Source organism: Marinobacter pelagius (assembly GCF_003315345.1).
Classification (GTDB): Bacteria; Pseudomonadota; Gammaproteobacteria; order Pseudomonadales; family Oleiphilaceae; genus Marinobacter; species Marinobacter pelagius_A.
Genome location: NZ_QNRO01000010.1, coordinates 1 through 23,582, shown reverse-complemented (window position 1 = coordinate 23,582; position 23,582 = coordinate 1). Strand labels below are relative to the sequence as shown.

The following is a 23,582-nucleotide window of genomic DNA, read 5'->3' as shown; positions in this document are numbered from 1 at the left end:
AGTAGAGCAGGCAGCGGATCAGGGTTAACGTTTGAACCAACGCCTCAAGGCAACTTCAAAATTGTTGAGCTGCTTGAAAAAGCGCAACCCGGTTAGTGGATTATAAGTCCATGGCCTCGGTGGATTCTTTGGCATACAGATAAGAAAGTCTTCAGCCACCGGAAGTTTGTTACCAGACCGGGCTTTCAATTCTGCTACCTGACTATCTGACCAAAGCTGAAACGGATAAAAGCCGACACCTTTCTTCCGCTCCGCCAACTTTAGGCCCAGTGTTTTGTTTTTCCCTCGATAGGCCGGAACCTCGGGTAACCACATAGCGAAAGGCAGCCACATATAGGCCATCATACCGAACAACCGTTTCGCTTGCTGGTCATTTGAGGGCTCGGATTGTTTGAATTCCCAGCCGGCATTAATGAGTCTGCCTGGTCGAAAAACAACAAGATCGGAGTAATGGATACCCGCGCTTTGTCCGGTATCTTTCCGAAAAAATAGCTCCGGTGCCGGGCCCGGCAATGGAGTGACAGGTCTTTTTGTCAGATCTATCCCCCGGACAAAGCAAGGGTGAATGAATCCAAGCCCATCTGTCTTTTCAAATATCTGATCGAGAGCGCTCAGTTCTTCGAATGTTACAGGCCTTACGACCTGAGTATCATCCTGAAGAAAACACACCAAGCGCCTATTATGAAATCTTCGCAATGCCGAATCCATGTTATGGTAAAGGCCACCATGCTTGATAGTGCCCTGCTTCTCCGGCCTGATTACCTGATAACTGGCGGATACTTTTTGGAGATAGGCACAGGTTTCGGGATCGGAACTGTTGTCATCAAAAATTACAATGTCGGCATCCGGAATACAGCGACGGATTGAGTCCACGCAATTACGAAGATATTTGCCTCGATTAAAAGAGAATATGCAGACCGTCAGAATCTTCATTATGACGACTTACCCCGATATCCATTCCGCCAAGCGTTGTCAGTAGCTCTGCGATCGCAATACCGAGCCTGTACCCAGACAAAAATCAGGGGGATCCAACCAAAGAACCAAATGGGATGGACAGACCGCAAGAGCGTATACTCGTCCGAAAAAGTCAAAAACAGAAAAAGCCCGACAAGAGCCAGCAGATGAAATTTGACTGACAAGTTCAGCCTGCTTCGGAGAACAGAAATGACTGGCAGACAAACAAGTCCCGCCTGCATGAGAACCCCTATCAGACCCGTTTCGGAAAAGGCACCCAGCCAGATATTATGGGGATGAGCAATATCGAGCCCCATTGGCTGAAAATAAAGCCGGTATGCGTCGGTGAGCCTGAAATCCACGCCCGCACCATTGCCCAGCAAAAGAGTCTCAGGCGGATACGTCAGATAGGTAGTCCAAATATCAAAACGATAGGACGCTCCCCGGGAAAGTAGCTGCTTGTACAGGACGTCCAATCCAATGGCCCAGTCAGTCAGCAACAAGATCCCCCCTATAACCAAACCATAAACCACAATGAGTGTTGGCCGGCGATACTGAATGCCGAGGATAACAGCGAAGATTGAAAGATAGATCGCCAAGGACGCGATAGGCGCACGACTCTTGGTCATGATCACGAAAATACAAACGGACAGGATAGAAAAAACTGCAAGCAGGATGTCGGCCAGGCTTTCCTTGCCCCGTTCACGGAAAGTCAGAAACAACCCTGTAGCGAGGAAAATTATTGCGACTGATGCCCCCTGTATCGGGTGAGTCATTACCCCGAGCCCTCCAAGCCGACCACCCTGAAGCACTCCTGGCAATGATGATACCAGCCCGGCAATTGTGCCGGTTAGCACCAGCACAAGAAAACACCGCCCCCAAAGCTGTTCGCTACGGCTGGCGTAAAACGCCCAGAAGAAATATGCCAGCATGCCAAGCGCTGCCTCGAGGCCCCACCGGAAGGCCTGAAGGTCTTCCTCATAAGGGCCGCTCCCAACCATCCATGTCGTTAGTGACATATACCCGCAGAACAGAAGAAACAACCTGATAAATGGGTCTCTCCAGACCAAACCTTCATCTACCCGAATGAGGAGATAGATGGTCAGGGGATAGATCAGTACATGAAAAAAAGTGCGGTAGACGTCTTCGGTCGTAACTACTCCCAGAAGCAACCAGACGGCAAACAGGACCTGTTGAAGGTTCACCGGTCTAATCCTGGTAATAGCGGACACTCTCTGCATCGAGAAATTACCGGATATATCCAAAACTCAGTGCTCCTCCATCAAAAGCGATAACAGAGGCGCCAGATAGACCTTCGGATCCCAGCTTTCCCGACCACTAGCCTGGGAATGGATAGTGACATAGTGGATATCGGGATCGACAATCATCTTACGCACTGTTTCGGTAACGCGTTTCGGATCACTGGTATCGTATATATAACGTGAAAATGAGGGGACCAACCAATCAACGCTATCCCGAGGGACTTTGTATGTCAGATACGCTTTATAAAAGCCAAATTCTGACCACCTGCGCGGAGGCCGGCTAAACAAAGCAGACCACCATGTCGTACCGCTTTTTGATTCCAGATCAGCGAGTGCCGCAGACAACACTCGTCGATCAAAGACGAACGGTGTATCAAAATAGGTATTGACTGGATCAACCTCGTGGTCTGCATCAACCAGGCGCTCGGATTCCAGGACCCAATTTCGTACTTTCCCCCTCAGATCCGCACGCTTGCGCCACTCTGTAAAACATAGGATTCGGGAAGAACCAAGAAAGTCCTGCGCCGTCGCAGATGGGGTAACCACAACATCCGAGTCCAGTATGACCGATTTATCACAACCCAGCTCGCTGGCAAGCTTTAGCTTGCAAATCTGCTGAGTATGCCATCCGGTGTAGGATGGCCAAAGGGGCCAGCCGACCATCCGCCTTAAGCTGCCACAAATCCGGGTGAAGTTACGACCAAAATGCTCTGAAAGCATCCTTGCGCGCACGCGTCGACACTCTACCGATTCAGGCAACACATCTTTCGTCGAGAGCAGCCTCAGCCCAGTACGGCCGCGAAACTCCTCGAACAGAGAGAGATCTTCATTCTGAACAATCACGTAATGATCTAGCTCAGCCAAACCCGAGTGCTCCAAGGAACACCGCATTACACGAAAATGATCGAGATCACCTTTCCAGGTTGGAGTGATCAGCACTAAACGAGGATCGGATTTCATGACACCCTCCCCTGCCGCCAATCCCGCCACCGCGACTGCCAAACCCGCAACCATGTCCTCAAGCGACTCCGCGTCTCACTGCCGGTATAACGACCTTTTGCAATATGACGAATCCGGTAAACACCAGGCACCTGGATCGGCTTACCCTGGCTGCGAAGCAACCAACGAAACGCCCGGTCCTCGTGGCACTTGGCAAAACTTTCCACCGGCTGCTGGTACAGACCAATATTCCGGCAGTAACCGACAGCCCGGCAGACATCGCCATGGGCAATCTGCAAGGGGCCGGTAGCCTTGGTAATTGTGCGGGTGGTAAACGACGAGGTGTCGATATCCAGTACCTGCGGACCTCCGGAGCCGGCCTCAAGCATGGGGTTATCCTCCGCCAGCAGGTCGGTGGTGCGCTCCTCTTCCGGAAACAGCAGTGCATCACGCCGCCCCTGCAGCACCTCGGCAAGGGAGTCGAGACAGTCTTCCCGGAACATCAGATCGCAGTCGGTGAACCAGACCCAGTCGGCTTTTGTAGCCAGTGCAGCCCGGTTACGACCGATACCACGGCGGAACAACTCCTGCTTGGGAACCGGCTGCCAGTTCCAGGTGACACCAGGAACCTCTTGCTTCCCGAAGAAAGCCAGTAATTCTTCAGTTCTGGTGTCCTCAGGGCTGTAGAAAACGGTCATGGTGACGTCGAGCTTCTTTGGCGGGAACAGCACCAGGGAGCTCAACTGGTAAACCAGGAAATGGGAGTAGTTCCAGCAGTGGCTGACCACCTCCAACTGCAGGTGGCCGGTTCTGGCCGTCCTTTCACCTTCTGGCGGCAGGTCAGGCTCGAACCAGGCGGGAGGTATCCAGCCGCCCGCGGCGAACCGGAAAAAAGCCAGTTGTATCAGATTCCACATAGTCGTCGCCCGGGCAGCATAATCAAAAGCCCGCGAATTCTACCACGGCACCCCTTAAAAGCAGACAGGCAAGCTGTTACAAACCGTCAATCAGCTTGTGTACGTTTGGCGACAATGATACTTTTTCGCCCCTGTTTTCCTCCTGATTGGATGGTTTTTTCTGTGTCCGGCACACTCATCAAACTGGCTTTCCGCCTTTTATCCCTTCTAGGCCTTCGCAATGCCCAGCGCCTCGGCCGCATGCTGGGGGGAGTAGCCTGGAAGCTTGGCGGGCGTTCAGTTGAGACCACCCGCAAGAACCTTCGTGCGTGCTACCCGGATCTGAATAAACAGGAGATAGAAACCCTTGGGCGCAAAAGCCTTCAGGAAACCGGTGCGACTGCCCTGGAAATCCCGCTGATGTGGGAATGGCCGGTAGAACGCTGCCTCGGCCTGATCCGTGAGATTGAGGGTGAAGAACTGCTGGAGAAGTACAAAGCCGGTCAGCAAGGATTGCTGTTACTGGCTCCCCACCTTGGTAATTGGGAGCTGGCCGGGCTGTTCTTTGCATCCCGCTACAAGATGGCCGCCCTATACAGCCCACCGAACCAGCCCGGCTTCGAAGAGTACATGAAAGCGGTCCGAAGTCGCAGTGGTTCTGAGCTGGTGGCAACAGATAGACGAGGCATCATGCGCCTGTTCAGCATCCTTCGCGAGGGCGGTGTCGTAGGAATCCTGCCGGACCAGACACCTCGCCGGGAAGGCGGAGAGTTTGCTCCGTTTTTCGGCATCCCGACCATCACCATGACCCTGGCTTCCAAGCTGGTTCACAAGACCGGAGCGCGGCCACTGGTCACCTATGCCCAGAGACTGCCGGACGCCCGGGGCTTCAAGATTGTGATCCGAGATGCCGAGCCGGGAATGGCCTCGAAGGACATGACTGAATCCCTCACTGCCCTCAACCGGTCAGTAGAGAAGTGCATCGCTGACGTGCCGGCCCAGTATCAATGGGAGTACAAGCGTTTCCGCCGCACTGCGCCCGGAGAAAAGCCGGTCTATTGATCAGCTTCTGCCATAGCCATCGAGAAATGCCTGCCACAACTGCTCCCGCAACGGTGCATCCAGGTCCGCCAGGGTCTTGTTGACGGATCGCTCCAGGCGACTGATGTTGGACGTCTTCCAGTCATCACCTTTACCGGCAGGCATCAGGCGCCCCCGATCAAAATCGATCAGGTACACGTTATCAGCCACCAGGATATTCATGCAGTTGAGGTCGGCGTGAAACACACCGGCATCATGAAAACGCCGAACACACGCTCCTGCATCACGCCACGAGGAAACACAGGACGCACTGGCAAACTCGGCAAGCGGGCGGGCTCCGGGAATACGACGGATGATGATGGATGCGTGATAAAAAAGCTGGCCGCGACGGCTGTATCCAGCAGCTACGGGCTCGGGTACCGGAAGCCCTTTGCGGAAGAGTTTGTGCAATAGCCGGAATTCGACAAAAGACCTGACCGCATCGGCGCGGGTATAGACGTATTCCCGGCGAATGAACCGCCCCGGCACGCCACCCCGACAGAAATGCCTGAGTACCAGCCCCCCCGACTTCGAGCGAATGAACCACGCCGAGCCCCGACCACCTTTGGTGACGGGCACCGCGTTGTCACCCCAGAACCGGGGGTCAAACCATTCCTCCCTGAACCGGTTCTGAAACGAACGGGCCACCAGATACCCTCCGGTGGCCCCGACGTGCCTGGTATAACCTTCCCCCATGGGGCGGTTACCGAACCAGCGTCAGCCAGTCACTGTGCTCAGGCAGCTTACCCTTCACGGCATCAAAATAACGTGACTGCAGCTTCTCGGTCACCGGGCCGCGCTTGCCTTCACCGATGATGCGGCCATCCAGTTCGCGAATGGGCAGTACCTCGGCTGCGGTGCCAGTAAAGAAAGCCTCCTCGGCTACATACACCTCGTCCCGGGTAATACGGCGCTCCTTCACCTGCAGCCCCATGTCCCTGGCGAAGTCGATGATCGTGGCACGGGTGATGCCCTCGAGGCAGGAGGTCAACTCAGGGGTGTGCAGCACGCCATCACGGACAATGAAGATGTTCTCCCCGGAGCCTTCCGCGACATACCCCTCGTTATCCAGCAACAGGGCTTCCTCGGCACCGCCGGAGATGGCCTCGTTCAGCGCCAGCATGGAGTTGATGTAATTGCCGTTCGCCTTGGCCTTACACATGGTGATGTTGACGTGGTGACGGGTGTAGGAAGAGGTGCGGACCTTGATGCCGATCTCCTTCGCTTCCGGAGACATGTAGGACGGCCAGCTCCAGGCGGCAACCATGATATGAACCTTCAGGTTGTCGGCGCGCAGGCCCATACCCTCGGAACCCAGGAACACCATCGGGCGCAGGTAGGCTTCGTCCAGGTTGTTCTCGCGCACCGCCGCGCGCTGAGCTTCGTTGACCTCATCCTTAGTGAACGGCATTTTCATGTTCAGGATGTGGGCGGAGCGGAACAGGCGGTCGGTATGCTCTTTCAGGCGGAAAATCGCCGGGCCGTTCGCGGTATTGTAGGCTCGCACACCTTCAAAACAGCCAAGGCCATAATGCAGGGTATGAGTCAGGACGTGGGTTTTGGCTTCCCGCCAGGGAACCATTTCACCGTCGAGCCAGATAAGGCCATCGCGATCAGCCATCGACATTGTTTTCTGCTCCTAAAAAAAGCGGTTTTCGGGGAGTCGGCATTCTAGCAGGAAAACTCAGGGAAAATAAATTTAGCTTACTAATCAAGCATCACTTTTTTCCACATACTTTGGATGTAGTCACGCTCTTCCGGGAACTCATCTCCCTCCACCTGGCTGTTCAGGTTCTGCAGCGCGCGGCGATGGATGGTCGAGCGCAGGGTTATGAAGGTCTCCCGCAGCTTTTCGGTGTCCTCCACCGGCAACACACCGGCCCGCCCCAACTCTTCCATCTGGCGGATATTGTCAGACCACTGGGTCAGTTCAGGATGGTCGGAACACCACGCCAGCATCAGGTACTGCACCATGAACTCGATATCGACAATGCCACCGGGATCGTGCTTGATATGAAACACCTCGGAGCGCCTGCTCTCCGGTGTTCCCAGGCTCGCCCGCATTTTCTCCCGCATCTCCACCACCTCTTCCCGGAGCTTTGTGCGATCACGCTGCTGGCAGAGGATGTCATGGCGGATGGCCTCGAAAGCCTCCAGGGTCTCGGTGCAACCTGCCACACCGCGGGCCCGGGCCAGGGCCTGGTGCTCCCAGGTCCAGGCATCATTGCGCTGGTATTTCTCGAAGGCGTTCAGCGTTGTCACCAGAAGTCCGGAATTGCCGGAGGGACGGAGCCGCATATCCACTTCATAGAGCTGCCCCGAGGGGGTCTGGGTGCTGAGGATGTGCACGATTCTCTGGCCAAGACGGGTGAAGAACACCGCGTTATCGATGGGCTTGTCGCCATCGGTGGACAACTCCGGATCGGCCTTGTGAACGAACACCAGATCCAGGTCTGAGGTATAGCCAAGCTCGATTCCACCCAACTTGCCGTAGCCGATGATGGCAAAATCCGTCTCGCAGGCGGAACCGTCTGAGCGTCGCGGATAGCCATGGCGGCTGACCAGGTTGGCGAAGGCCACATCTACCACGTGGTCCAGAACCACTTCGGCGATCCAGGTCAGGTAATCGCTCACTTTCATCAGCGGCAACGTGCCTTTGAGCTCTGATGCCGCCACCCGGAGGATATGCGCCTTCTTGAAATGGCGCAGGGACTCCATCTGCTCTTCGAGATCCTCAAACGGAATCCGCAGCATCTGCTGGCGCAGGTCGTCCTGGAGTTCCTCCTTGGCTGGAGGCGTGTAAAGACTCTCCGCATTGAGCAGTTCATCCAGCAGCAACGGTGTCTCTGCCAGCTGTTGCGCCACCCAGGGGCTTTCGCTACACAGCCGGACCAGCTGAGTACGGGCGCCCGGATTCTCCAGCAGCAGGACCATATAGGCGGTACGCCTCAGGATTGCGCTGACCAACTGCAACACCCGGGACAGTGTCTGCGAGGGATTTTCAACGTCGGTCAGGGCATCCAGCAACACCGGCATGAACTGGTTAAGGCGTTTTCTACCCTGGGTCTGGAGGGTCTCCACGGTCCTGCTATCCCGAAGCTCTGTCAGCTCACGACAGCTCTCCTCGGGGTTTTCATAGCCCTGCTCCTTTAGCCAGTCCCGCGCACTCTCGTCGTCCATCTCCGCCAGCCAGATTTCCTGCCATTCCTCGGCCAGCTCGGATTCCCCGCCATCTTCCTCCTCTTCGGTGGCAATAATGTTGGCAAAGTGGGTAGCAACCCGCTCACGATGCTCGTCCAGAACTTTCTGGCATTCGGCCCAGGAATCAAAGCCCATAATCAGGGCAATGCGGGCAAGGTTCAGGTCATCCTCCGGCAGGGTCTGGGTCTGCTTGTCCTCGATACCCTGCAGGGCGTGCTCAAGGTTCCTGAGAAATACATAGGCCTCCCGTAACTCACTGACGACCCCGGAAGGCAGAAGCTCAAGGGCTTCCAGCTCTTTCAGGATGGTCAGCAGCTCCCGCTGCTGCAGTTCCCGATCCCTGCCACCCCGGATCAGCTGGAAGGCCTGGACCACGAACTCGATTTCCCGGATGCCACCGCTGCCCAGCTTGATGTTGTTTTCCAGGCCCTTCCGGCGCACCTCCCGGCTGATCATGGCCTTCATGCTGCGCAAGGATTCGAAGGCGCTGAAGTCGATGTATTTCCGGTAGACGAAGGGACGCAGGCTTTCCATCAATACCTGCCCGGCTTTCTGGTCGCCGGCAACCACCCGGGACTTGACCATGGCGTAGCGCTCCCAGTCGCGCCCCTGGTCCTGGTAGTAGGTCTCCAGCGCGGCGAAGCTGAGCGCCAGGGCACCACTCTGGCCGTAGGGTCGCAACCGCATATCCACCCGGAAGACAAAGCCGTCTGCGGTTATCTGGTCCAGGGCCTGGATCAGCCGCTGGCCCAGGCGAATGAAAAACTGCTGGTTATCCAGCGAGCGCCGGCCGCCACGGGTCTCGCCCTTGCCGGGAAAGGCAAAGATCAGGTCGATGTCGGAGGAGACATTGAGCTCACGGCCACCCAGCTTGCCCATGCCGATCACAACCAGGGGCTGGGGCGCCTCCTCACCGGTCACCGGGTCCAGACCATAGGGAGTGCCGAACTGCTCACAGGAGTCCTCATAGAGCCAGCCCAGGGCGCCGTCGATACAGGTGTCCGCAAATGCGCTGGCCGCCGCCATGGTTTCGGCCAGATCGGCCCACCGCAGCAGATCACGCCAGATGATCCGGAACTGGATTTCCCGCCGGAACCGGCGCAGGGCTGCATGAAGTGCCGGTTCGCCATCAACCTGCTCAAGATACTCCTTCCAGCGCTGTGCCAAGTATTCCGGGGTTGTCGACTCGGAAAGAAGCCGGGATTCAACCGCCTGCCGGACCTGATCCCCGTGCCGCTCCAGGGTCTGCCGCAGGAACAGGCTGCGCCCCACCGCATCGGCAACCACGGACTCCGGAACCGACTCATCCTCGATCAGCCAGGCGGGCACGCCCTCCGGAAAGACCGACTCCCAGCATTCGGCGACGTCCTCGGCGATTGGTGACGGCAAGGCACTCCATGGCGCGGACATAATGCAAACCCCTGTCTCTCTGTTATATTTCCGGTACTGTATACCGAACTCTCCCATGACTGAACAGGCCGCACTAACGGATGCAGCGAAACCGTCGCCCCCTGAACCCGGAACACGCAAAACAGACTCACCTGCCCATGGGGCGTCTGATCCTCCAACGAGTGAAACGCCTGTTCCTTATTCTCGCGGCCATGATGTCGACCCAGATCCTGATCATCTGGACGGTCGAAGACCTGAGTTTCTTCGAGTCCATCTGGATCACCATGACCACCGTTTCCACCGTCGGCTACGGGGATTTCGCGCCGAAAACCTACGTCGGACGGATCAGCACCATATTGATCATGTTTGTGGGAGCGATCACTCTGCTGACGCTGATCGTCAGCGACTTTATCGAGTACCGGTTCTACCGCCGGGAACGGATTATCACCGGACGCTGGATCTACAAAATGAAAGACCACATCGTCATCATCAACACCCCTCGGCGCGGTGGCGCCCAGTATTTCATGCGCTTTGCCGCCCAGGTAAGGGCCGTGCCGGGCTATGAAACCATTCCGATCATGCTCCTCACCCGCCAGTTTCCCGAAGGCCTGCCGACAGAGCTGTCTGATTGCGGCGTCGTGCACTTCCATGGTTCGGGCAGCGATCCGCAAGCCCTCAAGGCGGTGCATACGGGGAGCGCACGACACATCATTGTGCTGGCAGCGGACGAGAGCGATCCGGGCTCCGACAGTCTGACGTTCGATATCGCCCACCGCCTGTCAGAGTCCAATCTTGGCGGGCGAACCACGGTCGAATGTGTCAGTGACGGCAACCGGGAAAGGTTCAAGGCTCTCGGAATCCGGACCATCATCCGACCGGTTCGGACTTACCCGGAGATCATGGTGCGGGCCGTGGTTGCTCCCGGCTCGGAGAAGGTGCTGGAAGATCTGTTCAATTACGAGCGGGACCACCCCCACCGTTACGATATTGAACTGGACGACCTCAACTGGGCGGACATCGTCAGCGCACTCGTGCGTCATGGCATTGGCACTGCCCTGGCCTACATTGACCATGACGACGAGGTGATCTGTCATCCGCCGACCAACGAGGAAGTCGAAGGCAAGGGGCTGATTGTGCTGGTCAAATCCACCGACACCCCCGGAGTCGAAGTGGTGGAAGAGGCACTGGAGCGGTACCGGAAATTCCTGGCCAGCTGGCATGAAAAATACGACGACAAGGCTGAGGAAAAGTCCGGCTCCGCCTGACCTGGCTTGTCAGGCGGCCGCCAGCTGCAACTGCAATTGCCCCAGCTCGGGGCTGCGTACCAGCTCTCGAACCGCAGCCCCCTGGTCCAGAGCCTCCAGAACTCCCTTCAACTCCGTTTCAGCGCCAGCCTTTCCGGCGGCCTGTTCGACTTTGGAGAGGTCATTGCCCCCTGCCTTCCATCCACTCCCCTGGAGCCACGCCAGACTCACTTGGTACAGAAATCCTGTTACCGACAAGGCGCCGGCTTCCGGCTCAGCCCTCGGCTCGTAGAGCCCTGCCAGGTAGTACCCCTGCTCCGCCTTGCTGACCAGGTTCAGGAACACCGGTATTTGCTCCGCCAGCTCCCGGGCCAGTGACATCAGTATTGCCGGATTACCGGACTTGAGCTCAAACTCCACTTCATTCAGGGGCTCAGTCCGGCCCCTGCTGGCGACGGTTCCCGAATCCAGCGCAACCTCCACCTCGGCATCTTCACGCCGGATCATCCAGACCTGGCGCTGGAAGTTGGTCTCGAACACCACCTCCAGCTCGGCGAGATTGATCCGGTCCGCCAGCGGGGTGTCCGCCAGCAAGCCCAGGCTCAGATCCGGCCCCGGCAGCGGCCACTCCCACTCCTGGCGGCGATGGGCACCGTTGACGAATTCACCGCGGGTTTTGAGGGTCTGGATGTATTTGTCTCCGGCCTGCCGCACCCTCAGGGCTGCTTTCTGGTGGTTCAGAGCCGCTGCAGGGGTATCGAAATATCGGTTGATGAGTGATTTTTCACCGACGTATTCAGCGGTCGCGTCATTGGACAGCCAAGCCTGAACCTTTTGCTGGTCGGCCTCTGAAACCGTCAATTTGATCTCGAGTTCTTCTGCCATTTCCGCTTTCCTGTCGGGTTTTGCCTGAGCATACATAAAAAAACCGGCGACCCGAAGGTCACCGGTTTTCTCGACTACTTGATTAGCTGGTTAGCTGATCAGAAGTAGTAGACTGCGCCGAGGGCCAGAGTGGAGCGCTCTTCGCCAACTGCTTCGAAGTTGCCAACACCGTACTCACGATCCGCATCTGCGCCAGACAGGTAGCCTTCAACATAGACGTACATGTTGTCGGACATATTATGCAGGGCCTGCAGGATCACAGTGTCATTCTTGTCACCAGTCGCATCATCATCGTTGATCTGGTAGGAAAGAGCGAACTGATTGGCACCCATGGTGTACACCCCGATAACACCATACTCGTCAGCTACATCCTTGCGGGTCTGGTATTCGCCGGTCAGGCTGAAATCGCCCATGGAGTATGTGCCACGGAGGCCGTAAGTGTTCTCATCATTGTCAGCGACACCGCCGTCGTTGGAATCCATGGCGACCGCCAGCTCCAGGGCATCAACGGAATAAGTCGCAGCCAGCTGGTACGGGTAGGACTTCTCACTACCGTCAGTATTGGGGTCAGACTCGCCATTGATCTGAACAGCCGCACCCAGCTTCAGACCACCAAAGGACGGGCTCTGGTACTGGATCAGGTCGCCCTCGCCAGTTTCTTCGAGGCTACCACCGATGTCAGAACCAACTTCGTGGAAGTTTACGATTTTTTGAACGGCGCTTTCGTAAGTGGAATCATCAGAACCCACCCAGATCTTACCGAAGCTGTCACCTTGAATACCGACATAAGCTTCATCCAGAGCATCGATGCCGTTGCTCTCACCCTTGTCGTCAGCGTTGATACCTTCCAGCTCCATTTTCAGGAAGCCGGTAATTCCCGGAGCAATTTCGTGATCGTGCTTAACACCCAGAGTGGTGCCGTTGTCGAAGTGCTCGACGCCGTTGAATTTTTCACCAGCTGTGTTTTCAACGTCGTTGTACGTAAGAGCATACTGAATGTTACCGTAAACGGTCGGCAGGTTGCTTTCCTGGGCTGCAACAGCGCCAGAGAAAGTAGCTGCTGCAATAGCAGATGCGATGAGCGTCTTTTTCATGTTGCGTCTTCCTTTTTGAGTTAACTCAGGTTTTAGCGACGGGTATTAATCCCGATTTATTAAGTTGTTCAGGCATCACCAGTCAGGCTGGATGTGCCGGATTCTCCATTATCTCCATGTCAGTTTTATGACATCCAGATAACTTTTCTTCTTCTTTTGAAAACCTGCAGAACTGCAGATCTTTGTAGCTCAGTTACTTACAGCACTTTCTTAAAGCACTGAGTAATGAATCTGTTTTAATACAAAGAACCTGCATTTGCAAATTTTAAACAGCGCATTTTTAGCTTGTTTGGCACCAGAAAGGCAACCCTTTATAGCCATGAGCTCTGTTCGGTTTTGTGACCACTGCGTTACAAATACGAGGCCAACCACCATTTTTTTCTTTCAATTCAGCGAACTAACACCACCAAATTTTTGTACTGGGCCAAATGTCAAACGATCCGGGTTATCGTGCGCACCATCCACAAACACGCAGGCGACTGCCGCCCAATCATGGTGCAGCGCCCATTTATGACAAACCCGTAACCTCCAGCAAGAAGGTCACCGGCCCGTCATTGATCAACTGCACTTTCATATCCGCCCCGAAACGCCCTTCCGAGACACGTTCACCCCCCAGGCGCTCTTTCGCCTCAAGAACGAACTGGCGATACAGGTCGTTGGCCACATCGGGCTTCGCGGCCAGGGAAAAGCCCGGGCGGGTTCCCGAACGGGTATCGGCTGCAAGGGTGAATTGGGGCACAACGAGCAAGCCGCCTCCGATGTCCTGAAGACTGCGATTCATGCGGCCCTGCTCGTCAGGGAAGATACGATAGGAAAGAATTTTTCGGCACAGCTCCTTTGCCTCTGCAGCCCCGTCATCCCGCTCAACTCCGAGCAAAAGTAAAACGCCACGGCCAATCGTGCCAACTGACTGGCCATCAACCGTGACACTGGCTTCCGATACTCTCTGGATAAGCCCTTTCATTCGCTTCCTGACTGACGGGGAGATTACGAATCGGCAAGAGTGTATCCCCGCTCCAGGAAGACCGCAACCCGACCAATGCCTTTTTATCCGACCGGCTTCTCGCTTTTCGCAACCACTTCCTCGACGCCTCTGATCAGAGCATCAACAATGGCCGGCTCGGACGCAGAGTGACCCGCATCCCGGATGATCCTGAGGTCAGCTTCGGGCCAGGCATTGCTGAGTGCCAGGGCATTGTCCAGAGGACAGACCATGTCATAGCGGCCATGAACAATGATCCCCGGAATATCGGCCAGCTTGTGGGCGTCCCGGACAATTTGATCGGGCTCGAGGAAAGCATTGTTCATGAAGTAATGGCATTCAATGCGCGCCAGGGCGATAGCCACATGAGGGTGTGCGAAATGCTCGACCACCCGGGGGTTGGGGTTCAGGGTGGCGCATCGTCCCTCCCAGATCGACCACGCCTTGGCGGCCTGGATCTGCTCCAGCTCGTTGGTGCTGGTCAGTCGCCGGTAGTAGGCCGAAACCATGTGATCACGTTCAGCCTCGGGGATCTGCGCTTCGAAATCCTCCCAGTAATCCGGGAACACCCGGCTGGCGCCTTCCTGGTAGAACCAGTGAATGTCCCGCGGCCGGCAAAGGAAAATGCCCCGCAGCACCAGCCCCATAACGCGCTCAGGATGAGTCTGTGCATACACCAGGCTCAGGGTTGAGCCCCAGCTGCCCCCGAACAGGAGCCAGCGGTCAATGCCCAGGAACTGGCGGACGGTTTCCATATCCTCGACCAGCTTGTCGGTACTGTTGCCTTCCAATTCCGCCAACGGCGTGGATCGGCCCGCACCGCGCTGGTCCATGAGGATGATGCGAAAACGCTCGGCATCGAAAAAGCGTCGGTGGTAGTCCTCGCAGCCTCCGCCCGGGCCACCGTGGACCACCAGAACGGGAATGCCATCGGGGCTGCCGCTTTCTTCTATATAGAGCTCGTGGGGAGGATCGACCGCGAGACGGTGCTGGGCGTTGGGGTGGATTTCGGGGTAGAGGGTCAGCATGGGCGAAACTCCGGTGTAAAGGCTTTTATGGGAGTTTGGCTGAAGATGGGGTCAGAAGAAAGCGTTCTTCAGACCCCAGGGAATGATCGGAGTTTGGCTGAAGATGGGTCAGAAGAAGGTGTTCTTCAGACCCCTGGAGTGTGAGCCTGGCCAGAATTAAAAAGGGGTCAGATGAAGGCTTTCATCTGACCCCGGGTTTTGCATCGAGCTTGAGGGTAATGCCGGGGTCTGAAGAACGCTTTCTTCTGACCCCTTTTTCAAATCATCCCCTTGCTTACTTCTTGCCGGCGCGCTTGCGCTCGTTTTCGGTGAGCAGCTTCTTGCGCAGACGGATGGACTTGGGCGTGACTTCCACGAGCTCATCTTCATCGATGAACTCGAGGGCCTGCTCCAGAGTGTGCCTGATGGGCGGCACCAGGCCGATCACTTCGTCCTTGCCGGAAGCGCGCATGTTATCGAGCTTCTTGGCCTTGGTGGGGTTGATCACGATGTCGTTATCACGGCTGTGAATACCACACAGCTGGCCCTCGTAGATCTCGTCACCCGGCGCCAGGAACAGTTTGCCACGACTTTGCAGGGTTTCCAGGGAGTAGGTCATCGCCGTGCCTTTGGCCATGGAGATCAGCACTCCGTTCTGGCGACCGCCCATGGCACCCTCCTTGATCGGGCCGTAGTGGCTGAAGGTGGAGGTCAGGATGCCGGTGCCGGAGGTCATGGTCAGGAAGGCGTTACGGAAGCCGATCAGACCACGGGCCGGGATGATGTATTCCACACGCATGCGGCCTTTGCCATCCGGGATCATGTTGGTCATCTCGCCCTTGCGCAGACCGAGCTGTTCCATTACAGCGCCCTGGTGCTGCTCCTCGATATCCACGATCACGTTCTCGTACGGCTCCTGCTTGACGCCGTCGATCTCGCGAATAACCACTTCCGGGCGGCCCACGGCCAGCTCGAAGTTCTCCCGGCGCATGTTCTCGATGAGAACCGACAGGTGCAGCTCGCCCCGGCCAGACACCTTGAACTTGTCGGCAGAGTCGCCCTCTTCCACACGCAGAGCCACGTTATGCAGCAGCTCTTTTTCCAGACGTTCCTTGATGTTACGGCTGGTCACGTATTTGCCTTCCTGACCGGCAAACGGGGAATCGTTCACCTGGAAGGTCATGGAAACGGTAGGCTCGTCCACGGTCAGTGCCGGCAGCGCCTCAACGTTGTTCGGATCGCAAAGGGTGTCGGAGATATAAAGCGGATCCAGACCGCTGACGCACACGATGTCGCCAGCCTGGGCTTCATCAACTTCCACACGCTGCAGGCCGGAGTGGCCCATGATCTTGAGGATACGACCGTTACGCTTCTTGCCGTCAGTACCAAGAGCGACCACCGGGGTATTGGTCTTTACGGAGCCGCGCATGATGCGGCCGATGCCGATGACGCCCAGGAAGCTGTTGTAGTCCAGCTGGGAGATCTGCATCTGGAACGGGCCGTCCCGATCGACGGCAGGCGCGGGCACGTGGTCGACAATCGCCTGGAACACGGCGTCCATATTGTCGTCCAGGTTTTCGTGCTCCATACCGGCAATGCCGTTCAGGGCGCTGGCGTACACAATCGGGAAGTCCAGCTGCTCGTCGGTGGCACCCAGGTTATCGAACAGGTCAAACACCTGATCCACAACCCAGTCCGGACGTGCGCCGGGCCGGTCAATCTTGTTCACTACCACAATCGGGCGCAGGCCCGCTGCGAAAGCTTTCTGGGTAACAAAACGGGTTTGCGGCATGGGGCCGTCGATGGAATCCACCACCAGCAGCACACTGTCCACCATGCTCATGACCCGCTCAACTTCGCCGCCGAAGTCAGCGTGCCCCGGAGTGTCCACGATGTTGATATCGTAGTCTTTCCATTTCAGCGCGGTATTCTTGGCCAGAATGGTGATGCCGCGCTCTTTTTCCTGGTCGTTGGAATCCATAACGCGCTCGCTTTCGAGCTCCTTACGGTCCAACGTGCCGGACTGGCGCAGCAACTGGTCAACCAGGGTAGTCTTACCGTGGTCTACGTGGGCAATAATGGCGACATTTCTGAGCTTATCAATCACAACGGGTTTCCTGAGGAAAAAATGAGCGGCGCGCAGTATATCGAAAAGTCGATGTCGTTAATATGAAGATTAGTGCCTATTCTTTAACCAGTCGCTTGCGCACTGATATGACGCACCTGCTGTGTTACCGCACCATATTGGTGCACTATTTTGGTGCGAAGCAGCGGGTGACTATCCGGATCTGCGCGCCATAACGGGCCGAAAGCCTTGTGACTGCGCCGTTCTGGCGCAAAAGCAAAAAACTGGCAAGCCCCTTGCTTATGCTTAGTCAGCCGAAAATTATCAGGTAAGGGATGCACGCTTTTGGTAAGCTGCCCGAACCCGAAAAACAGATCGGAACTCAGTCCTTCTGAACGATCCGGCACCACGAACATGAAATGCGCCCGCACCGCGGGATAACTTACGGAGCATGCACAATGTCCAAGACGATTGATTTGATTAAAGAGCACGAAGTCAAATGGGTAGACCTGCGCTTCACCGACAGCCGCGGTAAAGAGCAGCACGTGACTCTGCCGGCGACCGAGGTCGACGAGGATTTCTTCACCGACGGCAAGATGTTCGACGGCTCCTCCATCGCGGGATGGAAGGGCATCAACGAATCCGACATGATCCTGATGCCGGTCGATGAAACCTCCGTACTGGATCCGTTCACCGAAGAAACCACCATCAACATTACCTGCGACATCGTGGAGCCAACCACCATGCAGGGTTATGAGCGTGATCCGCGCTCTGTTGCCCGTCGTGCCGAGGAATATCTGAAGTCCAGTGGCATTGCCGACGGCGCACTGTTCGGTCCGGAGCCGGAGTTCTTCGTCTTTGACTCGGTAAAATGGAACGTGGACATGCAGGGCGCCATGTATTCCCTGCACTCCGAAGAAGCTGCCTGGGTCTCCGGCGAAGACTTCGATCGTAACAACATCGGTCACCGTCCGGGCGTGAAAGGCGGCTACTTCCCGGTTCCGCCGGTAGACAGCCTGCACGACCTGCGTGGCGCCATGTGTGCCGCCATGGAGTCCATGGGTCTGGAAATCGAAGTACACCACCACGAAGTCGGTACCGCCGGCCAGTGCGAAATCGGTGTTGGCGCCAACACTCTGACCCGCAAGGCGGACGAAGTTCAGATCCTGAAGTACTGCGTACACAACGTGGCCCACGCCTACGGCAAGACCGCCACCTTCATGCCCAAGCCGGTAGTGGGTGACAACGGTTCCGGCATGCACGTGCACATGTCCCTGAACAAGGATGGCAAGAACCTGTTTGCCGGCGACGGCTACGCAGGCCTGAGCGAGATGGCGCTGTACTACATCGGCGGTATCATCAAGCATGCCAAGGCCATCAACGCCTTCACCAACCCGGCCACCAACAGCTACAAGCGCCTGGTTCCGGGCTTTGAAGCGCCGGTCATGCTGGCCTACTCCGCCCGCAACCGCTCCGCCTCCATCCGTATCCCGTATGTAAACAGCCCGAAGGCACGCCGCGTAGAAGTGCGGTTCCCGGATCCGGCGGCCAACCCGTACCTGGCCTTCGCGGCCCTGATGATGGCTGGCCTGGACGGCATCCAGAACAAGATCCACCCTGGCGATGCCATGGACAAGGATCTGTACGACCTGCCGAAGGAAGAGGCCCTGAACATTCCCCAGGTTGCCACTACCCTGCAGGAAGCGCTCAAGTGCCTGGAAGAGGATCACGAGTTCCTGACCCGCGGCGGCGTCTTCACCGAAGACATGATCGCCGGCTACATCGACCTGAAACAGGGCGAAGTAGAGCGTCTGAACATGACCACTCACCCGGTCGAGTTCGATCTTTACTACTCCTGCTGATCCGGTCTGATCCCGGAACTGCAGCAAGCCCCGCCCCGCGCGGGGCTTTTTTGTGCTCGGCCGCACACTCTCGCGCCCTTAACGATATGTAACCAACATGGACCGGCCAGAGCGTTGAAAAGGCCCGGCAGGCCGTTGATAATCAAACCAAACCATCGTTGCAGGTTACGGTTATGAACGCGAAGTACGGATTGGTGGCAGGTTTTCTGGTTTTGCTCTCGGCCCCGGCCCTTGGTGAGGTGTATCGCCATGTGGACGCCCAGGGTAATGTCACCTTCTCTGACGAGCCGATCGAAGGCGGTGAAACTGTTGACGTAAAACCGGTCACCACCGTCACCCTGCCCAAGCCCCAGACTGTGCGCGAAACCGACAAGCTTCGGGAAGAGGTGAAGCGCGAGGGCGCAGTCTACCAAAGCGTCTCCTTCGTGCACCCCCAGAACAAGCAAGCCTTCCACAGCGGTAGTGGCGACGTCCGCTTCGACGTCACCAGCACACCGGGACTGCAGGTCGGCCACAAGTACGAGATCACACTCGACGGCCAGCCCGTTGCCCAGACCAGTTCAAGCTCGGTGGTGGTAAATAACATTTTCCGGGGCACTCATGAGGCTCGCGTTCACATCGTGGACGAAAACGGCGTGCAGGTGAAAACCGGCTCCCGCATCACCTTCACTGTCCACCGCCCGTCCGTGTTAAACTGACCCCCCCACTTTTTTCGCACCAGTTTGGTGCGCTCGCACCAGATAGAGGCCATACTCTGATCAGCAACAGGGCGGAATTGCCCGGCTGACCACGCCTTGGCCCAGGTCATGCACCACCGTACGGCACGTGCGCCGCGCCATAACGGGCACAGGCCCCGCCTTTGCCCATCTTTTGTGGCAAATCGGTCAAAGTGGTTCGGTTTTTGCAATTCCTACCCCGTCATCTTTAAAACGACACGACAGGAATTGCCCATGGCGTTCGCCCCGGCCACAAACGACGGATACAAGAGCATTCTCGACAGCCTGACCACCGCGGTTCTGGTACTCGAGGACAATCTGAAAATCCGTTACCTGAACCCCGCCGCCGAAAGCCTGTTCGAGACCAGCCTCACCCGCAGCCAGGGCCATCCGTTCAGCGATATTCTCGCGGCGTCCGAGGATGCCCTCAATACCCTGTATGCGGCACTCCAAAACGGGCAGTCCTATACCCGCCGGGAGGCGGAATTCGCGCTCACCAGCGGGGCAAGGCTGACCGTGGACTATTCCGTTACCCCGATCTCGCTGGATCCGACGGAACTGCTCATCGAGATCCAGCCCCGGGACCGGTTGCTCCGCATCAGCCGGGAAGAGGACCTGATCTCCCAGCAGGAAACCTCGCGCATTCTGGTCCGCGGCATGGCCCACGAGATCAAGAATCCCCTTGGTGGCATCCGGGGGGCGGCCCAGTTGCTGGACCGGGAGCTGAATGATGAAGACCAGCGGGAATACACCCGGGTGATCATTGACGAGGCCGACCGCCTCCGCAGCCTCGTGGACCGCATGCTCGGGCCGAACAAGGCACTCAAATTCGCGGCCACCAATGTCCATGAGGTGCTGGAGCGGGTACGCACGCTACTGGAGGCCGAGAGTAAAGGTCGGGTGACTTTCCTGCGTGATTACGATCCGAGCCTGCCGGAGCTCTGGGCCGACAAGGAGCAACTGATCCAGGCCTTCCTGAACATCGCCCGCAATGCCATGGAGGCTGCCTTCGAGAACCAGACCGGGGCGAGCGATGAGGAACCGCCCACCATCATGTTCCGGACCCGCGCCCTGCGCCAGTTCACCATCGGCCATAAGCGCTACCGCCTGGCCTGCCGCGTGGACGTGATCGACAACGGCCCCGGTATCCCGCCAGATCTGTTGCAGAACATTTTCTATCCGATGATCAGTGGCCGTGCCAGTGGCACCGGCCTGGGCCTTTCCATTACCCAGAGCATTATCGGACAACATCACGGGCTTGTGGAATGTGAGAGCGAGCCCGGGAAAACCGACTTCATCATCTTCCTGCCCCTGGAGGAAAACCCATGAGCCAACCGGCGAACGTCTGGATCATAGACGACGACCGCAGTATTCGCTGGGTGCTGGAGCGCGCCCTGAACCAGGCCGGCATGCACCCCCGGGTCTTTGACAGCGGCGAAAGCATCATGACCCGCCTGGAACACGAACATCCCGATGCCATCATCAGTGACATCCGGATGCCGGGCGTGGACGGCATCACCCTGCTCTCCCAGATCGTGGAAGCACACCGGGATGTGCCGGTGATCATCATGACCGCGCACTCGGACCTCGAAAGTGCGGTCACCAGTTACCAGACCGGTGCCTTCGAATACCTGCCAAAGCCTTTCGATGTGGACGATGCCGTAGCCCTGGTCAAGCGTGCCGTGGCTCACAGTCATGAACAGCGGGCCAAGTCCGAACCGCAGGCCGAGAGCGTCCAGCGCAACACCGAGATCATCGGTGAAGCGCCGGCGATGCAGGAGGTTTTCCGGGCCATCGGCCGACTTTCCCATTCCAACATCACGGTACTGATCAACGGGGAGAGCGGTACGGGTAAGGAACTGGTGGCCCAGGCCCTGCACAATCACAGCCCCAGGGCCAAGCACCCGTTCATTGCCCTGAACATGGCAGCGATCCCCAAGGACCTGATCGAATCCGAGCTGTTCGGTCACGAGAAAGGCGCCTTCACCGGCGCCGGCGCCGCCCGCCAGGGGCGCTTCGAGCAGGCCAATGGCGGCACCCTGTTCCTGGACGAGATCGGGGACATGCCTGCGGACACCCAGACCCGACTGCTGCGGGTTCTGGCGGACGGCGAGTTCTATCGCGTTGGCGGCACCACCCCGATCAAGGTAGACGTACGCATTATTGCCGCCACGCACCAGGACCTGGAAAAACTGGTCCAGGCCGGCAGCTTCCGGGAAGACCTGTTCCACCGGCTGAACGTGATCCGGGTACACCTGCCCAAACTGGCAGAACGACGGGAAGACATCCCCCGGCTCATGCAGCACTTTCTCAAGCGCGCCGCCAAGGAACTGGCCGTCGAGCCCAAGATCCTGCGCCCAGACGCCGAGGAATATCTCACCACCCTGCCCTGGCCCGGCAACGTCCGCCAGCTGGAAAACACCTGCCGCTGGCTCACCGTCATGGCCAGCGGCCGTGAAATCCACATCGACGACCTGCCACCAGAACTGCTGCACCAGGCCGAGACCGAAACCACCGCCACCGGCCAGACCTGGCAGGAAGGCCTGCGCAACTGGGCCGAACAGGAACTCAAACGCGGCAAGAAAAGCATTCTTGACACCGCCATCCCCGAGTTCGAGAAAATCATGATCGAAACCGCCCTGAAACACACCGGCGGCCGGCGCAGGGATGCCTCAATCCTGCTGGGCTGGGGTAGAAATACACTGACCAGGAAGATCAACGAACTAGGACTGGATCACCCGGAAACCGGAGAGGATTGACGAGCAGCAAACCGCCGGGGTTTGCCTATCTCAAGTTGGGGTCAGAAGAAAACCTTCTTCTGACCCCTTTTTTACGTACGAGTCAGACACAGACTCCGGGGCCAACGCCAGACTCCGGGGTCTGATGAAAGCCTTCATCTGACCCCAAGTTCAGCTCATCCCCCAAATGAAGTGACCCCCGAAAGTTGGACACCGACTTTCGAGGGGTTACATGAAAAGAACCTACAGCAAAACCTTCAAGATACAGGTGGCGCGGCTCTATCTTGAGAATGAGATCAGCCTTCACCAGGTCGCCAGACATTACGACATTGATTACTCATTAGTCCGGCGTTGGGTTGCGAGGTATCGGCTCCATGGTGCCAGTGGGCTTGAGGCCGCAACCAAGCACCATTACAGCCCATCCTTCAAACTTCAGGTCATCAAATGCGTGACTAGAGACGGCTTGTCAGACCGGCAAGCTGAGGTGCGATTTAATCTCCGAAGCACCGGTCTTATTGGCAAATGGCTGGCGCAGTATCATAGTGGTCAGTTAACAAAGCCATGTCCCGAGATCGAGCGAGCTGCCCCGATGGCCAAAAAGTCTGTAGAACGCCCACCGGTTGATGTGCCAGAGCGCACCATGTCACAGGAAGAGCTGCTCGAAGAGTTGTTGTACCTGCGGGCGGAGAACGCGTACCTAAAAAAGCTGGATGCCTTGATCCGGGAAGAGAAAGCCGCAGCGCGAAACAAAAAGCGGAAGCGGTCCAAGGGTTAAGGCGCGAGCATTCCCTGCCACGGCTGCTGCGCGCAGCCGGGCTGTCCCGCAGCACGTTTTATTACCAGCTGAACGTGCTTCGAGCGGGAGATAAGCATGAGCCCTTGAAGGCTCGCATACAGGCGATTTACCGCGATCACCAGGGGCGTTATGGGTACCGACGCATTACCGCTGCTTTACGCCGGCTGGGCGAGAAGGTAAACCACAAAATCGTTCAACGGCTGATGCAGCAGCTGGGGCTGAGATCCAAGGTTCGGGTGAAGCGATATCGCTCTTACCGGGGCCCCGTGGGCAAAAAGGCACCTAACCTGCTGGCCCGGGACTTCCATACCGCCAGTCCCAACACGAAGTGGGCGACGGATGTTACGGAGTTCAAGGTGCAAGGGCGCAAGTTATACCTGTCGCCCGTAATGGACCTGTTCAACGGTGAAATCCTGGCTTATGAGCTCAGTGAGCGGCCCGTACTCAAGATGGTTACCGGGATGCTCCAGAA

19 protein-coding genes and 1 pseudogene are annotated in these 23,582 nt (G+C 57.3%); 8 read left to right on the top strand and 12 right to left on the bottom strand.

Features of this window, described 5'->3' with window-relative positions:
- Positions 1 to 24: 24 nt before the first annotated feature.
- From DET50_RS10265 to DET50_RS10250, 4 genes are all read right to left on the bottom strand, one after another.
- Positions 25 to 933, bottom strand: a complete 909-nt coding sequence (locus DET50_RS10265) for a glycosyltransferase family 2 protein (protein ID WP_113862769.1) — start codon at positions 931 to 933, stop codon at positions 25 to 27.
- A complete protein-coding gene (locus tag DET50_RS10260; protein WP_181799966.1) occupies positions 933 to 2,159 on the bottom strand; it encodes an O-antigen ligase family protein in 1,227 nt (408 codons plus the stop codon). Before DET50_RS10260 ends, DET50_RS10265 begins: the two co-directional genes overlap by 1 nt.
- A gap of 63 nt (positions 2,160 to 2,222) precedes the next feature.
- The gene (locus tag DET50_RS10255; protein WP_113862767.1) at positions 2,223 to 3,176 is read right to left on the bottom strand and encodes a DUF6492 family protein; all 954 of its coding nucleotides are present in this window, start codon (positions 3,174 to 3,176) and stop codon (positions 2,223 to 2,225) included.
- Complete coding sequence (locus tag DET50_RS10250; RefSeq protein WP_113862766.1) at positions 3,173 to 4,072, bottom strand: glycosyltransferase family A protein; 900 nt, start codon at positions 4,070 to 4,072, stop codon at positions 3,173 to 3,175. Before DET50_RS10250 ends, DET50_RS10255 begins: the two co-directional genes overlap by 4 nt.
- Before the next feature lie 162 nt (positions 4,073 to 4,234).
- On the opposite strand from DET50_RS10250, the gene DET50_RS10245 reads away from it, so the two are divergent.
- Positions 4,235 to 5,113: a lysophospholipid acyltransferase family protein gene (locus DET50_RS10245; RefSeq protein ID WP_258546106.1), complete on the top strand. Its 879-nt coding sequence runs from the start codon at positions 4,235 to 4,237 to the stop codon at positions 5,111 to 5,113.
- Here the strand turns inward: DET50_RS10245 and DET50_RS10240 are convergent, their stop codons facing one another.
- The 3 genes from DET50_RS10240 to glnE form a co-directional block, all read right to left on the bottom strand.
- Positions 5,114 to 5,779 carry a 3-deoxy-D-manno-octulosonic acid kinase gene (locus DET50_RS10240; protein WP_181799965.1) on the bottom strand — a complete coding sequence of 222 codons (666 nt, stop codon included), beginning with the start codon at positions 5,777 to 5,779 and terminating at the stop codon, positions 5,114 to 5,116.
- A gap of 55 nt (positions 5,780 to 5,834) precedes the next feature.
- Entirely contained in the window at positions 5,835 to 6,758 is a 924-nt protein-coding gene (locus tag DET50_RS10235; RefSeq protein WP_113862763.1) for a branched-chain amino acid transaminase, read from the bottom strand.
- An 80-nt stretch (positions 6,759 to 6,838) separates the two neighbouring features.
- The gene (glnE, locus tag DET50_RS10230; RefSeq protein WP_113862762.1) at positions 6,839 to 9,742 is read right to left on the bottom strand and encodes a bifunctional [glutamate--ammonia ligase]-adenylyl-L-tyrosine phosphorylase/[glutamate--ammonia-ligase] adenylyltransferase; all 2,904 of its coding nucleotides are present in this window, start codon (positions 9,740 to 9,742) and stop codon (positions 6,839 to 6,841) included.
- An 80-nt stretch (positions 9,743 to 9,822) separates the two neighbouring features.
- On the opposite strand from glnE, the gene DET50_RS10225 reads away from it, so the two are divergent.
- Positions 9,823 to 10,986, top strand: coding sequence for a potassium channel family protein (locus tag DET50_RS10225; RefSeq protein ID WP_113862761.1), 1,164 nt, complete (start codon positions 9,823 to 9,825; stop codon positions 10,984 to 10,986).
- A 9-nt stretch (positions 10,987 to 10,995) separates the two neighbouring features.
- Here DET50_RS10225 and DET50_RS10220 read toward each other — a convergent pair whose 3' ends face one another.
- From DET50_RS10220 to typA, 5 genes are all read right to left on the bottom strand, one after another.
- Complete coding sequence (locus DET50_RS10220) at positions 10,996 to 11,850, bottom strand: CYTH domain-containing protein (protein ID WP_113862760.1); 855 nt, start codon at positions 11,848 to 11,850, stop codon at positions 10,996 to 10,998.
- A 98-nt stretch (positions 11,851 to 11,948) separates the two neighbouring features.
- A complete protein-coding gene (locus DET50_RS10215; RefSeq protein ID WP_113862759.1) occupies positions 11,949 to 12,944 on the bottom strand; it encodes a porin in 996 nt (331 codons plus the stop codon).
- Positions 12,945 to 13,452: 508 nt separating this feature from the next.
- Entirely contained in the window at positions 13,453 to 13,908 is a 456-nt protein-coding gene (gene dtd, locus DET50_RS10210) for a D-aminoacyl-tRNA deacylase (RefSeq protein WP_113862758.1), read from the bottom strand.
- Between the two features lie 83 nt (positions 13,909 to 13,991).
- A complete protein-coding gene (gene pip, locus DET50_RS10205) occupies positions 13,992 to 14,954 on the bottom strand; it encodes a prolyl aminopeptidase (RefSeq protein ID WP_113862757.1) in 963 nt (320 codons plus the stop codon).
- Positions 14,955 to 15,228: 274 nt separating this feature from the next.
- Complete coding sequence (typA, locus tag DET50_RS10200; RefSeq protein ID WP_113862756.1) at positions 15,229 to 17,040, bottom strand: translational GTPase TypA; 1,812 nt, start codon at positions 17,038 to 17,040, stop codon at positions 15,229 to 15,231.
- Positions 17,041 to 17,456: 416 nt separating this feature from the next.
- Here typA and glnA point away from each other — a divergent pair, with 416 nt between their 5' ends.
- The 6 genes and pseudogenes from glnA to DET50_RS10170 form a co-directional block, all read left to right on the top strand.
- Positions 17,457 to 18,860: a glutamate--ammonia ligase gene (gene glnA, locus DET50_RS10195; RefSeq protein ID WP_092005526.1), complete on the top strand. Its 1,404-nt coding sequence runs from the start codon at positions 17,457 to 17,459 to the stop codon at positions 18,858 to 18,860.
- 173 nt (positions 18,861 to 19,033) lie between these two features.
- The gene (locus tag DET50_RS10190; protein ID WP_113862755.1) at positions 19,034 to 19,558 is read left to right on the top strand and encodes a DUF4124 domain-containing protein; all 525 of its coding nucleotides are present in this window, start codon (positions 19,034 to 19,036) and stop codon (positions 19,556 to 19,558) included.
- A gap of 252 nt (positions 19,559 to 19,810) precedes the next feature.
- Complete coding sequence (glnL, locus tag DET50_RS10185; protein WP_113862754.1) at positions 19,811 to 20,905, top strand: nitrogen regulation protein NR(II); 1,095 nt, start codon at positions 19,811 to 19,813, stop codon at positions 20,903 to 20,905.
- Positions 20,902 to 22,335, top strand: coding sequence for a nitrogen regulation protein NR(I) (gene glnG / locus DET50_RS10180; RefSeq protein WP_113862753.1), 1,434 nt, complete (start codon positions 20,902 to 20,904; stop codon positions 22,333 to 22,335). Before glnL ends, glnG begins: the two co-directional genes overlap by 4 nt.
- A 211-nt stretch (positions 22,336 to 22,546) precedes the next feature.
- On the top strand, positions 22,547 to 23,089 hold the full coding sequence (locus tag DET50_RS10175) for a helix-turn-helix domain-containing protein (protein WP_113862752.1): 543 nt from the start codon (positions 22,547 to 22,549) through the stop codon (positions 23,087 to 23,089).
- Positions 23,062 to 23,582: pseudogene (locus tag DET50_RS10170) on the top strand (IS3 family transposase); the annotation flags it as partial. The gene DET50_RS10175 and the pseudogene DET50_RS10170, both read left to right, overlap by 28 nt.